The sequence below is a fragment of the Clostridium acidisoli DSM 12555 genome (assembly GCF_900176305.1).
Classification (GTDB): Bacteria; Bacillota; Clostridia; order Clostridiales; family Clostridiaceae; genus Clostridium_I; species Clostridium_I acidisoli.
This window is the reverse complement of record NZ_FWXH01000002.1, coordinates 849,434-863,709: the sequence shown is the minus strand read 5'-3', so window position 1 is coordinate 863,709 and position 14,276 is coordinate 849,434. Positions and strand designations below refer to the sequence as shown.

The 14,276-nt window shown below is 30.4% G+C and carries 10 protein-coding genes, 1 tRNA gene and 1 riboswitch; of the genes, 6 read left to right on the top strand and 5 right to left on the bottom strand.

All coding sequences use genetic code 11. From position 1 onward, the window contains the following. Positions 1-74 precede the first annotated feature (74 nt). Positions 75-683: a histidine phosphatase family protein gene (locus B8978_RS04255; protein WP_084114079.1), complete on the bottom strand. Its 609-nt coding sequence runs from the start codon at positions 681-683 to the stop codon at positions 75-77. 108 nt (positions 684-791) lie between these two features. Further along, positions 792-2,789 (bottom strand): methyl-accepting chemotaxis protein, encoded by a 1,998-nt coding sequence (locus B8978_RS04250; RefSeq protein ID WP_084114077.1) that lies wholly within the window; start codon positions 2,787-2,789, stop codon positions 792-794. Positions 2,790-3,046: 257 nt separating this feature from the next. After that, a riboswitch (SAM riboswitch) is annotated at positions 3,047-3,155 on the top strand. An 86-nt stretch (positions 3,156-3,241) separates the two neighbouring features. Between B8978_RS04250 and metH the strand changes: the two genes are divergently transcribed. Together metH and ytaF are read left to right on the top strand one after the other, a co-directional pair. Beyond that, the gene (gene metH, locus B8978_RS04245) at positions 3,242-6,883 is read left to right on the top strand and encodes a methionine synthase (protein WP_084114076.1); all 3,642 of its coding nucleotides are present in this window, start codon (positions 3,242-3,244) and stop codon (positions 6,881-6,883) included. A gap of 160 nt (positions 6,884-7,043) precedes the next feature. Then, entirely contained in the window at positions 7,044-7,703 is a 660-nt protein-coding gene (gene ytaF, locus B8978_RS04240; RefSeq protein WP_084114075.1) for a sporulation membrane protein YtaF, read from the top strand. Between the two features lie 537 nt (positions 7,704-8,240). Here the strand turns inward: ytaF and B8978_RS04235 are convergent. Both B8978_RS04235 and B8978_RS04230 read right to left on the bottom strand, forming a co-directional pair. Beyond that, the gene (locus B8978_RS04235) at positions 8,241-10,382 is read right to left on the bottom strand and encodes a heavy metal translocating P-type ATPase (protein WP_084114074.1); all 2,142 of its coding nucleotides are present in this window, start codon (positions 10,380-10,382) and stop codon (positions 8,241-8,243) included. A gap of 36 nt (positions 10,383-10,418) precedes the next feature. Continuing rightward, positions 10,419-10,787: an ArsR/SmtB family transcription factor gene (locus tag B8978_RS04230; RefSeq protein ID WP_084114073.1), complete on the bottom strand. Its 369-nt coding sequence runs from the start codon at positions 10,785-10,787 to the stop codon at positions 10,419-10,421. Positions 10,788-10,956: 169 nt separating this feature from the next. On the opposite strand from B8978_RS04230, the gene B8978_RS04225 reads away from it, so the two are divergent. The 4 genes from B8978_RS04225 to B8978_RS04210 are packed head-to-tail and all read left to right on the top strand — an operon-like array spanning position 10,957 to position 13,923. After that, the gene (locus B8978_RS04225; protein ID WP_084114072.1) at positions 10,957-11,748 is read left to right on the top strand and encodes a hypothetical protein; all 792 of its coding nucleotides are present in this window, start codon (positions 10,957-10,959) and stop codon (positions 11,746-11,748) included. A 14-nt stretch (positions 11,749-11,762) separates the two neighbouring features. Then, the gene (locus tag B8978_RS04220) at positions 11,763-12,158 is read left to right on the top strand and encodes an ACT domain-containing protein (protein WP_084114071.1); all 396 of its coding nucleotides are present in this window, start codon (positions 11,763-11,765) and stop codon (positions 12,156-12,158) included. Between the two features lie 3 nt (positions 12,159-12,161). After that, positions 12,162-13,031: a radical SAM protein gene (locus tag B8978_RS04215; protein ID WP_084114070.1), complete on the top strand. Its 870-nt coding sequence runs from the start codon at positions 12,162-12,164 to the stop codon at positions 13,029-13,031. 22 nt (positions 13,032-13,053) lie between these two features. Further along, a complete protein-coding gene (locus B8978_RS04210; protein WP_176212603.1) occupies positions 13,054-13,923 on the top strand; it encodes a GNAT family N-acetyltransferase in 870 nt (289 codons plus the stop codon). Positions 13,924-14,039: 116 nt separating this feature from the next. On the opposite strand, the gene B8978_RS04205 is transcribed toward B8978_RS04210, so the two are convergent. After that, positions 14,040-14,115 (bottom strand) — tRNA-Met (locus B8978_RS04205). Between the last annotated feature and the right edge of the window lie 161 nt (positions 14,116-14,276).

Here is a 14,276-nt window from a genome sequence, read left to right as displayed (position 1 = left end):
TTTTTACTCACGCAGTAGAGGAAAAATCTTTAACCAACTTGCTTCGCAATTTCTCACTATTTAGATGCAATTTTTTATAAGTGGCTTGTATCATTTAGCACATCAATTACTGGTAAAAATTTATCATTAAATATAAGCTTTGTAATTGAAGTATTTCCAATGTGGATTTTATGATACATTGTCATTGGCAAATCAAAAATACCTATTAAAGCAGCCTTAATTATCCCACCGTGAGCAACTATGGCTATTTTTTTACCAGGATGTTCATGTGCAATTTCTAATACTGCATTTGTTCCTCTTATTGAAGCATTTTTAAGGCTTCCTTCTCCACCACAAATTGGAGCTATATTAGTATCACTTTTCCATAAATCGAATTCATTAGAATACATATCTTTAATTTCATTTATGGTAAGGCCTTCCCAATCTCCATAATTTATTTCTCTAATAGAATCACAGATTAAAGGAGTTAAATTTGAATTTTTAGCTAATATTTCTGCAGTGTTAAATGCACGCTTTAGAGGACTAGAGTATAAGTAATCGAAATTACCATTTAATCTTTTTGAAAGATATTCAGCTTGAATTAGTCCGTTTTGTGACAAGGAAATGTCTTTACTGCCTTGGAATTTACCAAGTTTGTTCCATTCAGTTTCTCCATGCCTAATTAAATAAAGTGTTGTATTCATATCGTCCTCCTATGTTATATACGTTATTTAAATTCATAATACATATATTAATGTTAAACAAACCACAAGTCAATAACCATAAGTTTATTGATTTGTGGTTTGTTGTTGCTATAATTTGAATGTGTTTACTTTACACTCAAGGTTTTCTACAATTTCTTTTAATTTATTAGCAGAATTATCAAATTCAATCATAGAAGCAGTTATTTCTTCCGTTGTAGCAGATACCTCTTCTGTGCTAGCAGATGATTCTTCTGATACAGCAGATATGTTTTGAATTCTTTCTACAATTTCATTTTTACTTTTATTTGTATCAATAATGTGTTTCTCAATAGAAGAAATGTGAGTCATTAAAATCTCTATTGATTCGGAAATTTCATTAAATATATCTTGAGTTTGGTGAACAGCTAGTGTTTGCTCCTTAACTATATCCATTGATGTAGTAATTGATTTATTTGCATTAGCTGTTTTACTTTTAATATCTTCAATTAAGGAATTAATTTGATTTGTGGAAGTTGTTGATTGTTCTGCAAGTTTTCTTATTTCATCAGCAACTACTGAAAAACCTTTTCCAGCTTCGCCAGCTCTAGCGGCTTCAATTGCAGCATTTAGTGCAAGTAAATTTGTTTGCTTAGCTATGTTGTTTATTGTTTCAGTAATTAACCCTATTTCATTAGAAGAATGAGTCATAGCTTGTACAACTTCAGCAACTTCCCTTGAAGATTTGTTAGCTGAATCGGTTTTTGTTGTCAACTTTTTCATGATTTCAAATCCTTGTTTAGTTAAAGTACCTGTATCTTTAGATATATTGTTTATATTGCTTGTTGCACTGTCTATATTTTCAATTTTTGATGCTAGAGAGTCAAGTTCATTAGCACTACTCATTATATTCTGAGTTTGGGAACTAGCGCCTTGTGCAAGGTGATCTACAGTAGTAGCAATCTCACTTATAGCATTTGTAGTTTCCTTTGACATATCATTAATTTGAGTTGAAGTTGTTAATACATCGTCAGAAGAAATTTTTATACTTTTTATTAGTCCATGAATATTTTCAATCATATCATTAAAATGATTACCTAAGGTTTCGAATTCATCTCCAGTTTTTATATTGGTTATTACAGATAAATCTCCAGCGGCTGCTTTCTCAAAAGAAGACATTAAATTGTTAATCACCTTAACAATTGTATTGCTAAATAAAAATGAAATTATAAAAGCGAGTATAATAGTAATTAATATACAAATCAAAGTTATATACATGATGGAATTTGTATCTCTTGATAATTCACTTTGATTTAATAAACCTATAACTTTCCAGCCAGTAGAACTGTTAGTCAAATATGAACTAAACATATTATTACCATTATCATTATACTCGAAAAAACCTGAATTTTTTGTTTTGATTTCTTGCCAAAGTTTAGAAGTAGTTATTTTTTTGCTTCCTATTAATGATTTATCTTTATTTGAAATTATTGTTCCGTCTTTACTTGTTAAGAATACATAACCTGAATTACCAATCTTAGAAGCAGACAATTTATTACTTAAAGAACTTAAATCAATATCAATGCCTATAACTCCAACAAATTGCCCATTATTATATACAGTTTTTGATATTGTAAGGACATTTTTATTTGTTACGGCGTCTTTATAAACATTACTAAAAGCTGCTTTTTTAGAGTTAGCTAAAGCGTCCTTATACCAAGATCTTTGAGTAGGATCATAATCAGATGGAATTTGTTCACTTGGATAAATTAAAGTGTGTTTATTGACGTCTGAAAAATAAACATCCAGAATGTTATTGTTACTATCCTTAACTTCTTGTAATATGCTGTTAGCATATGTCTCAAATTCTGGGTGAGTAGATAAATTTTCTATATCATAGTTGTTGCTTAAGAGTGTGGCATCACTAATCATTACAGAAAAATAATTATCGATTCCAGTATTAATTTCTTTTAAAGTTTGATTTGTAGTTGTACTAAGTTTGGCATTTAATATTTTGTAAGACTCATGATATGATACAAAGCCTAATAAAATAACAGGTAAGATACATATTAAAATTAAAATTGCTAAAAGCTTAGTACGTATACTTTTTAAAACAAATCTGTTTTTCATTGTAGTTTTCCTCCTTATGTAAAATGCATTATTTTGCCAATATAAGGAAAACAAAAATACCCCAAGTTGGATTTTAACATAATGATAAATTATAATCAAATAACAGCATTAGTTTAATTATTTTTTTTATGGAAAACAATAAAAATGCATAATAATGTATAATTCTTATTATTATTAAATTAATATTATAAAATATATTGACAACACTATAAAAAATCATTAAGATTTATATGTATATAAAAAATTAAATAATCTTGTTCTTATCAAGAGAGGTGGAGGGACTGGCCCTGTGAAACCCAACAACCGGCATTCTCATTTGAATGCAAAGGTGTTAATTCCTGCAGAATTATGTCTGAGAGATAAGAAAAGAAGCGAATCAATGTAAACACACGCTGCTTTTCTTATGGAAGGCAGCTTTTTTAGTATATGAAATTTAATGGGGGCGTAAATATATGGAAAACGATATAAATGAGTTATTAAAGAAGAGAATATTAGTGCTTGATGGAGCTATGGGTACTTGTATTCAATCTTTTAAATTGGGTGAAGAAGAATATAGTGGTCATCATCACTGCTCCTCAAGTCAAAAAGGAAATAATGATATTTTAAATATTACCAATCCTAATGTAATAAGAGAAATTCATGAACAGTATTTAGAGGCTGGGGCAGATATAATTGAAACTAATACTTTTAATGGAACTAGAATTTCTCAAAGTGATTATAATATGGAAGACAAAATATATGAAATAAATTTTAATGGAGCAAGAATTGCAAGAGAAGCTGTAAGTAAATACAATGAAAAAACTCCAGATAAGCCTAGATTTGTAGCTGGAGCTGTAGGTCCAACAAATAAAACAGCATCACTTTCACCTGATGTTGAAAACCCAGGTTATAGAAATATTAGTTTTGATGAATTAGCATATGCTTATGGTGAACAAATTGAAGGACTTGTAGATGGGGGAGTGGATTTATTATTAATAGAAACTATATTTGATGCATTAAATGCCAGAGCGGCACTTTTTGGAGCAAAGAATATATTTGAAAAGAAAGGAAAAAGAATTCCAATAATAATATCAGGAACTATAGCAGACAAAAGTGGAAGAATTTTATCCGGGCAGACCTTAGAAGCCTTTGCTAGCACTATGGTAGATGAAGATGTTATTGGAATAGGACTTAACTGTTCTTTTGGAGCAAAGGAGCTTATCCCATTTATAAAATATCTATCAAAATCTCAAAGTAGATATGTTAGTTTTTATCCTAATGCAGGACTTCCTAACTCCTTTGGTGAATATGATGAGCTTCCAGAGGAAACAGCAGAATTTGTAAAAAGTTTAGCTGAAGAGGGGCATATAAATATTGTTGGAGGTTGTTGTGGAACAACACCAGCACATATAGAAGCCATTAGTGAAATTGTAAGAAATATAAAACCAAGAAAGGTTCCCATTATAGAACCTGAAACAGTTTATTGTGGTTTAGAAGCTGAGAAGATAGATAAAGCAAGTAATTTTGTAAACATTGGAGAAAGAACAAATGTGGCAGGTTCTGCAAAATTTGCAAGATTAATAAGAGAGAAGAAATATGAAGAGGCATTATCTGTAGCTAAAGATCAGGTAGAAAATGGAGCTCAGATAATAGATGTAAATTTTGATGACGGGCTTCTTGATGCTAAAGAAGAAATGGAAAATTTTCTAAAACTCCTTGCAAGCGAACCAGAAATATCAAAAGTGCCTATAATGATTGATTCTTCAAAATTTGATGTGCTTACGGCGGGGCTTAAATCTATTCAAGGTAAAGCAATTGTGAACTCTATAAGTTTAAAGGTTGGTGAAGAGGAATTTATAAATGAAGCAACTTTAATAAAAAAACTTGGAGCCGGGGTTGTAGTAATGGCTTTTGATGAAAAAGGTCAGGCCGATACTTATGAGAAGAAAATAAGTGTATGTAAAAGGGCCTATGACATTTTAGTTAATAAAGTTAAATTCCCACCAGAAAATATTATTTTTGATCCTAATATACTGGCTATAGCAACAGGAATTGAAGAGCACAATAATTATGCTGTTGATTATATAAATGCTGTAAGATGGATTAAGGAAAACTTACCATATGCAAAGGTAAGTGGTGGTGTTAGTAATCTTTCTTTTTCATTTAGAGGAAATAACGTTATAAGAGAAGCAATGCATTCTGCATTTTTGTATCATGCTATTAAAGCTGGTATGGATATGGGAATTGTTAATCCTGGAATGATTCAGATATACGATGAAATAGATAAAGATCTATTAGAAAAAGTAGAAGCAGTTATTTTAAATAAAAGCAGTGATGCGGCAGAAAAACTTTTAGAATTTGCAGAAAGCTATAAAACTACTACTGGAAAAACTGAACAAAACAAAAATTTGTGGAGAAATGCTGGCAGTAAGGAAAGATTAAAACATGCTTTAGTAAAAGGCATTGTTGAATTTATAAAAGAAGATGTAGAAGAAACTAGGCTTCAATATGAGAAAGCGCTTCAAGTTATAGAAGAACCACTTATGGATGGGATGAAAGTAGTTGGAAAGCTATTTGGAGAAGGAAAAATGTTTCTTCCACAAGTAGTGAAAAGTGCCAGAGTTATGAAAAAAGCGGTTGAATATCTTTTACCATACATAGAAGAAGAAAAAAGTGGCAGTAAGAGCACAAGTGCTGGGAAAGTTGTCTTTGCAACAGTTAAGGGAGATGTACACGATATAGGAAAAAATATAGTATCAGTAGTTCTTTCTTGTAATAATTTTGAAGTTATTGATCTTGGGGTAATGGTTCCATCAGAGGTAATATTAGAAACTGCAAAAAAAGAAAACGCAGATATAATTGCCTTGAGTGGGCTTATAACGCCATCCTTAGAAGAAATGGGAAATGTGGCTGAAGAAATGGAAAAGCAAGGCTTTAATATTCCACTTATGGTAGGAGGAGCAACAACTTCAAGAACTCACACAGCTTTAAAAATAGCACCTAAGTATTCTGGTGGTGTAATACATACAATTGATGCATCAAAAGCTGTAGAAGCTGCTAAGATACTTATGGATAAGGATAAAAGAGTGAAATATTTAAAAGATACAGAAGAGGAATATAAGGTTATAAGGGAAAACTTCTCAAGGTCACCTAAAAAGCTAGTTAAATTAGATTATGCAAGAGAAAATGGCTTGAAAAAGCAATGGAAGAATTCAGATATATCAGTTCCTAACTTTATTGGGATAAAAAAATTATTGGGTTTTGATATTAGTAAACTTAGAGCATATATAGACTGGAGTTTCTTTTTTATTGCATGGGACATGGGCATGGTGTATCCAAAAATAATGGATGATAATAAATTTGGTGAAGAAGCAAAAAAATTATTTAAAGATGCAAATGACATGCTAGATATTATTGAAAGGGAAAAAATATTAACGGCTAATGCTGCTTTTGGTATTTTTGAAGCCAATTCGGTAGGTGATGATATAGAAGTTTATTCGGACAATGACACTGTAACTTTTAACATGCTTAGGCAGCAGGAAAGCAGAAAGGATAACATTTATAAATGTCTTTCAGATTATATTGCACCAAAGAATAGTGAGGTTAAGGATTATATAGGTGGTTTTATTACAACATGTGGAATTGGTGCTAAGGAGTATGCAGAAAAACTTAAAAAAAGTGGAGATGATTATGGTGCAACCATGGTTACTATACTTGCTGATAGATTAGCAGAGGCCTTTGCTGAATATCTTCATAAGGAGATAAGAGAAAATTATTGGGGATATGTACCTAATGAAAATCTAGAAATTCAGGATATTTTAAAGGGTAAATATAAAGGGATAAGGCCAGCTTTTGGTTATCCGTGTCTTAGAGATCATGCTGAAAAAGTTAAGTTATTTAAGTTATTAGATGAAAATGGAGGACTAAAAATAAATTTGACTGAAAATTACATGATGTCACCTGTAGCAAGCACTTGTGGACTTTATTTTGGAAGTTGCGATGCAAAGTATTTTGATATTAACAAGATTGATAATGATCAGTTTGAAGATTATTTAATAAGAAATGCAGGAAGCAAAGAGGAATTAAAAAGGTTGTTTAATACCATATTAAAATAAAATTATGCAATTATAAATAAAGATGCTTCAAGGTGATTTTAAGCTATGCCTTGGAGCATTTTTTTTATATGCCTTAATGTTGTTAATTAAGTGGAAGTTCACAAAGATATCATAACAAACATATAATACTTATGCGGACTAATATAAAAGGTGGAGGCCGATGACAAAATCATATTTTATTGTAATGATATTGATGGCATTAGTAAGTAATACGGATAATTTTGCAGTTGGAATTTCATATGGTACAAGAAAACTTCTTATACCATTTGTATCAAACATAATAATAGCATTAATAACGGGTATTGGGACACTACTTTCAATGCTACTTGGCAAAGAAATTTCTAATATTTTGGACCCAAAAGAAGCTACAGTGTTAGGTGCTGGGATAATTATCATAGTTGGGGTTTTTATTGTTATTAAAGAAACGTTAAGAATAATTAAAGGGGATAAAAAAGATGAGGATCTAAAAAAAATATCAAATATAAATTTAGATAATCTAGGTATTATTGGAAGAATCCCTAAGGTACTTCAAAATCCATTTTTAGCAGATTGGGACTTTTCTGGATGTATAAGCATAGGTGAAAGTGTCATTTTAGGATTTGCTTTAGCGCTTAATAATATGGCAAATGGAATTGGTGCAGGACTTGCAGGTTTAAATCCTTTTGCTACGGCAATATTTGCTTTTGTAATAAGTTTACTTGTAATTTGGATTGGCATAAAGCTTGGACATGACTATATATACAATTCTCTAGGAAAGCTTTCAGCACCACTAGCAGGAGTTATACTTATAATAATAGGAATATATGAAATGTTTTGCTGATTAGTAATTGTTGCTTTTAATAATAGGGGGAACAAAACAGTAACAAATTGCGAAATAAAATGAAGGGTTTTAACGATTGCTTTGCACGTTAAAAGGTGAAGTGTTTATGGATAAATCCATAAAGGCTAAGGAAATTTTTCCTCCTTAGGTCGGAAAAATAATGAATTTATGTGTCTTAATATTTAGAGACAACTCTACAATATGTTTTAACCGTAGGTTTTGTTTTTAGGCATAGCCTATGGTGTTTATATAACAGTTAATATGCTAATAATACTTATTCATGGAACACCACGACCTACGGTCAAAAAATGAGGGACAATATACTTTAGATAATAGATTTAAGTTCAAAGATTTTTCGCAGCATAGCGTAGAAAAATCATCAATAGCTTTTTCCCACGGAAAACCCATCACCTCGCTTTAGCGACCATTCGCCTTTTCACCGCGAAGCATAGGTGAAAACCCTTCACCTATGCTTTGTAATTTCTTTATAATATGAACAATAAAGGACTCAAAGTTTAACTTTGGGTCCTTTAACATCTACATATTTTTTACATTTAAAACTCTCATAGAATTTAGTACTGCAATTAGTGCTACTCCTACATCTCCGAAAACTGCTTCCCACATTGTAGCAAATCCAAGTGCGCCTAGAAGTAAAAGTATGATTTTAACGCCTAGAGCAAAAGCTATATTTTGTAATACAATACCTCTAGTTCTTTTGGCAATTTTCAAGGCAGTTGCAAGTTTTGAAGGGGCATCGTCCATAATAACTATATCCGCAGCTTCTATAGCGGCATCAGAACCAAGACCGCCCATAGCAACTCCAATGTCAGCTCTTGAAAGTACAGGAGCATCATTTATCCCATCGCCAACAAACAAAAGTTGTTCTTTATTTGTTTTGTTTTTAAATAATTGTTCTAGTTTGTAAACTTTGTCTTGTGGAAGTAATTCAGAATAAATTTCATCTATTCCAAGCTGATTTCCAATTATATCTGCAGCTTTTTTTGTATCGCCTGTAAGCATTACCGTTTTCTTTATACCTAATGATTTAAGAGCTTTTATAGCCGAAGCGGAATCACTTTTTACCTCATCAGAAATAGTTACGTAACCAGCATAGATATTGTCAATGGCAATATGAACTACAGATCCAAAGGTGTCAGTGTGAGAAAAGTTTATATTTTTACTAATCATAAGTTTTGAATTACCAGCAAGAATATTTTTTCCTTTAAAAGTTGCACTGACTCCTAAACCCGAAATCTCGGTATAATTTTTAATTTCATCCTTGTTTATAGGTTTATCATAATATTGTAAAATTGATTTTGCTATAGGGTGATTTGAATAAGTTTCAGCGTAGGAAACATATTGCATTAAAGTGTCTTTATCAAAACCATTAGCTGTAAAAATATCTGTAACTTTAAATATTCCTTTGGTTAATGTACCAGTTTTATCAAATACTACTATGCTGGAATTGTTTAAAGCTTCTAGATAGTTACTTCCTTTAACGAGTATACCTTTTTTTGAGGCTGCACCAATTCCACCAAAGAAACCTAAAGGTACTGAAATAACAAGAGCACATGGGCAAGATATAACAAGGAAAACCAAAGCTCTGTAAATCCAATTAGAGAAGGTAGCATCTGGTAGAATAAGTGGAGGAATTACAGCTAAGGCCAATGCTGAAAAAGTTACTACAGGTGTATAATATTTTGCGAATTTTGTTATGAAGTTTTCAGCCTTGGCTTTTTTTGAACTAGCATTTTCAACTAATTCTAAAATTTTTGATATTGAAGATTCTCCAAAACTTTTATTTACTTCAATGGTTAAAACTCCACTTGTATTTATAAAACCACCTAATACAAGACTTCCAATAGAAGCTTCTCTTGGAATTGATTCACCTGTAAGATTTGATGTGTCAAGCAAAGATGTTCCTTCTATAACTTTACCATCAAGAGGAACTTTTTCTCCAGGTTTTACAACTATTATATCGCCAACAGCCACATCATTCGGGTTAACCTTTTTTAAATCACTACCAATTTTTAAGTTTGCAAAATCGGGTTTTATATCCATTAAATCTGTTATGGATTTTCTTGATCTATCAACGGCTAAATCTTGGAAAAATTCACCTATTTCATAAAATAACATAACTGCTACGGCTTCAGGATATTGCTTAACAGCAAAGGCACCTATTGAAGCTACTGCCATTAGAAAATTTTCATCAAAAACTTCACCTTTTAAAATATTCTTAACGGATTTAATAAGAACTTCTGAACCTATTAGTAAATAAGCAACAATATATAAAACAAGTTTAAAAGTAAAATTTTCGTTTAAGAAGAAGGTAATTCCATAAATAATTGCACCAATTAAAATAAAAATTAAATCTTTCTTATCCTTTAATAAATCTAAAAATCCATTGTTTTTTTCTTCTTCTTGTGATTTTTCTGCAAAAGAGCTTCTTTCTTTAACAACTACATCTGGTTCAATGTGATTTATTATTTTTTTAGTCATACCAATGATTTTTGGGACATTCTCGGGATTTCCCATTTCAATGGTTAAAACTTTATTTACAAAATTAATGGATGCATTATCTACTCCAGATAAAATTTTTACTCTTGCTTCTATCTTTGCAGCACAATTTGCACAGCATAAACCTTCTAGAATCAATTCTTTTTTTGTGTTTTTAGCCATATATATTCCTCCTTATTATACTAGGATATTAGGTTTCTATTTTTCTGTCAGATGAGCAAGACCTTGATTAAAAATTTGTTTTACATGATCATCATCTAGTGAGTAATAAACTACTTTTCCATCTCTCCTATATTTTACAAGTTTTGCTGTCCTTAAGGTTTTTAATTGATGTGATACAGAGGATTGTTTCATTTTCAGTAATGCAGATATATCACACACGCACATTTCAGAAAGAGATAATACATGCAATATTTTAACTCTGGTTGTATCGCCAAATATTTTATACAAATCAGATAGATCGTAGAGTAGTTCCTCGTCTATCATGTGAGCTTTTACATTTTTAATTATATCAGCATGGAGTACATTACAGTTGCACACCTCTATTTTTTCATCTTCAGAAAACATTTTAATCACTCCTTATATGAATATGTGTTCATATGTTCATATGTTTATATATAATATAATACAAATTTTTTATTAAGTCAATATTAAAAGATATGGTTAGTATATGTTGATGAATATGTAAAAGGTGCTATAATTAACAAGAAATATTTTTTTCACAGGAGGTTTCAAGATGAAAAAAATGGTGATGTTATTATTGATATTAGTAGCTACCTTTGCAGCAGGTTGTTCAAAAAATGTAGCTAAGGAAAACACAGTAAATAAGACTGTATATGAGAAGACTAATGTTTCAATAAATTCAACGGAAAACAAGGTAAGTAACGAGGATTCACAGAACTATACAATAAATAACAGTAGGTATGTTGACAAAAATGTAAAAATTACCTACCCTGTAGTTTCTAATGTTCAAGATAATAATAAGCAGCAGAATATAAATAACATAATAAAGACAGAAGCACTAAAGATTATAAATATATATGGAAATGATGCAAACTTAACGATTACTCCAACTATAAAATTAAAAGGAAAACACATATTAAGTATAGAATATACAGGACTAGAATATACAAATGGTGCAGCACATACTAATAGTATATTTTATACAACAAATATTGATATGACTAAAGGGAATAAAATAATTTTAAAAGATATATTAAATATAAGTGAAGATTTAGTGACAAAAGTAAGATACGGACAATACAAAGGTGATAGTGAGACTAAAACTGCAGCTATTAGTGAAATCAAGGGTAAAGAGGATAGTGATATTATAAATGCTTTAAATAATGCTGATATTATTGGAGATATAAATTCAGAAAATGTATATTCCTATTTTACGGGAGATTCAATAGGAATAAGTATAGGGGTTTCACACGCTATTGGTGACCATGCGGAATTTGAAGTTAGATATTCAGATATTAAAAATATTTTGAATCCTAATAGTGAGTTGAGTAAATATTTTTATTAGAGGATGTGAGACAAATGAATAAAGTTAAAATGAAGGCATTAAAAAAAAGTTATGCTGTTTGCAGACTAGAAAAAGAAGAACAAATTCCAAATTGGGCTCTTAAGGGCGAATATCTATCTATAACAAAAACAGCAGACGAGTTATCAATAGTTTGTGCTGAGGAGTGTGTTCCAGAAAACATAAAGTGTGAAAAAAACTGGAGGATTTTAAAGGTGCTAGGACCTCTTGATTTTTCGCTTATTGGGATACTTTCTGATATAAGCACCACACTTGCTAATAATAATATAAGTATTTTCGCTATTTCAACTTATGACACAGATTATATTTTAATTAAAGACACAGATTTTGAAAATGGAAGCAGGTCTTTAACTCAAGCTGGTTATGAAATAGAAAGTGAAAGGAATATATAAAATATGAGATATGAAGGTATCGTTTATAGACCTCCAAGTGAAGCTAATAGTCTAATAATTCAAGTTACAATTGGATGTGCACATAATAAATGCAGCTTTTGCAGTATGTATAAAAATAAAAAATTTAGAATTAGAAGTATAGATGAAATATACGAAGATTTGGAAGATGCGAGAAAAAAGTATAAATTTGTAGAACGTATCTTTTTAGCAGATGGAGATGCATTAGTATTACCAATAAATAATCTTAGAAAAATATTAAAAAAAATACAAACACTTTTTCCAGAGTGTAAAAGGATTGGCACATATGGTACTCCAAAGGATGTATTAAGAAAATCCACTGAAGAACTTATAGAATTAAAAAACCTTGGAATAGAAATATTGTACATGGGTTTAGAAAGTGGTAGCGATATTATATTAAAAGAAATAAATAAGGGAGTTACAGCTTCACGAATAATAGAAGCTGGGCAGAAAGTGAAGAGTAGTGGGATTAAACTTTCAGTTACTTTGATTTCTGGAATAGGTGGAAAAGATAAGTATATTGAGCATGCAAAAGAGTCTGGAAAGGTTATAAGCTCCATAAATCCTGATTATATAGGTTTGCTAACGCTTATGGTTGAAAAAAACACACCAATATATGAAGAGGTTAATAGCAGAAAGTTTAAACTCTTAGGAGCAGAAGAAATAATGCTTGAGACAAAAGAACTAATCAAAAATCTTTCAGTAACTAACTGTATTTTTAGAAGTAATCATCCTTCAAACTATGTCAATATAAATGGAAAACTTCCAGAAGATAAAGAAAACATGATTAAGTTAATTGACGATATAATAGATAGCAAATGTGGGTACAGGGAAGAAAAATTTCGTATGTTATAAGCAAATGGAGGGATATACATCATTGATAATTAAAGAATTAAAAACCTTAAATAAAAATATAATTGATGAAATACGTTTAGTTGAATCTACATGCAAAGAATATGACAATTCAAAAATGTACATATATTTGGATAATGAATTTAATTTTAATAAAGATATAAAAAGCATATTTCTAATGTATGAAAATGAAAAACTTATCAGTTTACTATCAATGTTCATACCAACCAGTGAAGAAGCTGAAATTTCAGCATACACACTTCCTAGTTATCGAGGTAAAGGATGTTTTAAACATTTGTTTAATGCTGCAATAGATGAACTAAAAAAATATAAAATAAATGATATTTTATTAACTAGTGAGAGTTCATCTAAAATAGGAAGTGAAATAATAAATAAATTAGGTGGAAAATACGACTTTAGTGAGTATGTAATGAGATTCAATGTAGAAAGGTTTTCTTTCGATAAAAATAAATGCTTATCGAAATTGTGTATCCCAGTTATTGAAGATGTCGAGATTTTAACAGATATAAGTCAGAAGACATTTAAAGAAAACTATGAGGATGCGAAAAGTATGTTAAAAAATACCTTTGAATCAAAGGATAGAAAACAATATGCATTAAAGTTAGAAAATGAATTTGTCGGCATTGGATCTACAAGTTTTGACGGAACTGAAACTTCAATTTATGGTTTGGGGATTTTACCTAAATGTCAGGGGCGAGGTTTAGGCAAAGAATTATTGCTATGGATATTAAATGATTTAATTCAGAAAGATAAAAGAAATATAACGCTTGAGGTGGATAGCAGTAATAATAAAGCATTTAATTTATATAAAAAAAATTGTTTTCAAGTTGAAATAGCAATGGACTATTATAGAATGAAACTAAGAAATCGTTAACCAGTGACATAGCAGCTGTTATCTCCCAATTTTAAGAAGATGGGAGTGTTACGGATGGTAGTCATGGGATAAATTATAAAAGTAAAAAGACATTCTAAATACTAGAATGTCTTTTATGGTTGCGGGAGCAGGACTTGAACCTACGACCTTCGGGTTATGAGCCCGACGAGCTGCCAACTGCTCCATCCCGCGATATTTAATTGATTAAGGTTTTCCTTAACCTGCTCTGTAAGTATAATCTATATAAACATATAAGTCAATGAAAACATTTATATATTCCAAATATTTAATATTAAGTTATAATGTTATATGTAGAGAAATGGCAAAAGGAAGCTTTGCTTTATAAAAAAGGG

Excerpts from the sequence above, each read along its gene's own strand:
- B8978_RS04255 (WP_084114079.1), bottom strand. The coding sequence starts at position 683 with ATGAATACAACACTTTATTTAATTAGGCATGGAGAAACTGAATGGAAC.
- B8978_RS04250 (WP_084114077.1), bottom strand. The coding sequence starts at position 2,789 with ATGAAAAACAGATTTGTTTTAAAAAGTATACGTACTAAGCTTTTAGCA.
- metH (WP_084114076.1), top strand. The coding sequence starts at position 3,242 with ATGGAAAACGATATAAATGAGTTATTAAAGAAGAGAATATTAGTGCTT.
- ytaF (WP_084114075.1), top strand. The coding sequence starts at position 7,044 with ATGACAAAATCATATTTTATTGTAATGATATTGATGGCATTAGTAAGT.
- B8978_RS04235 (WP_084114074.1), bottom strand. The coding sequence starts at position 10,382 with ATGGCTAAAAACACAAAAAAAGAATTGATTCTAGAAGGTTTATGCTGT.
- B8978_RS04230 (WP_084114073.1), bottom strand. The coding sequence starts at position 10,787 with ATGTTTTCTGAAGATGAAAAAATAGAGGTGTGCAACTGTAATGTACTC.
- B8978_RS04225 (WP_084114072.1), top strand. The coding sequence starts at position 10,957 with ATGAAAAAAATGGTGATGTTATTATTGATATTAGTAGCTACCTTTGCA.
- B8978_RS04220 (WP_084114071.1), top strand. The coding sequence starts at position 11,763 with ATGAATAAAGTTAAAATGAAGGCATTAAAAAAAAGTTATGCTGTTTGC.
- B8978_RS04215 (WP_084114070.1), top strand. The coding sequence starts at position 12,162 with ATGAGATATGAAGGTATCGTTTATAGACCTCCAAGTGAAGCTAATAGT.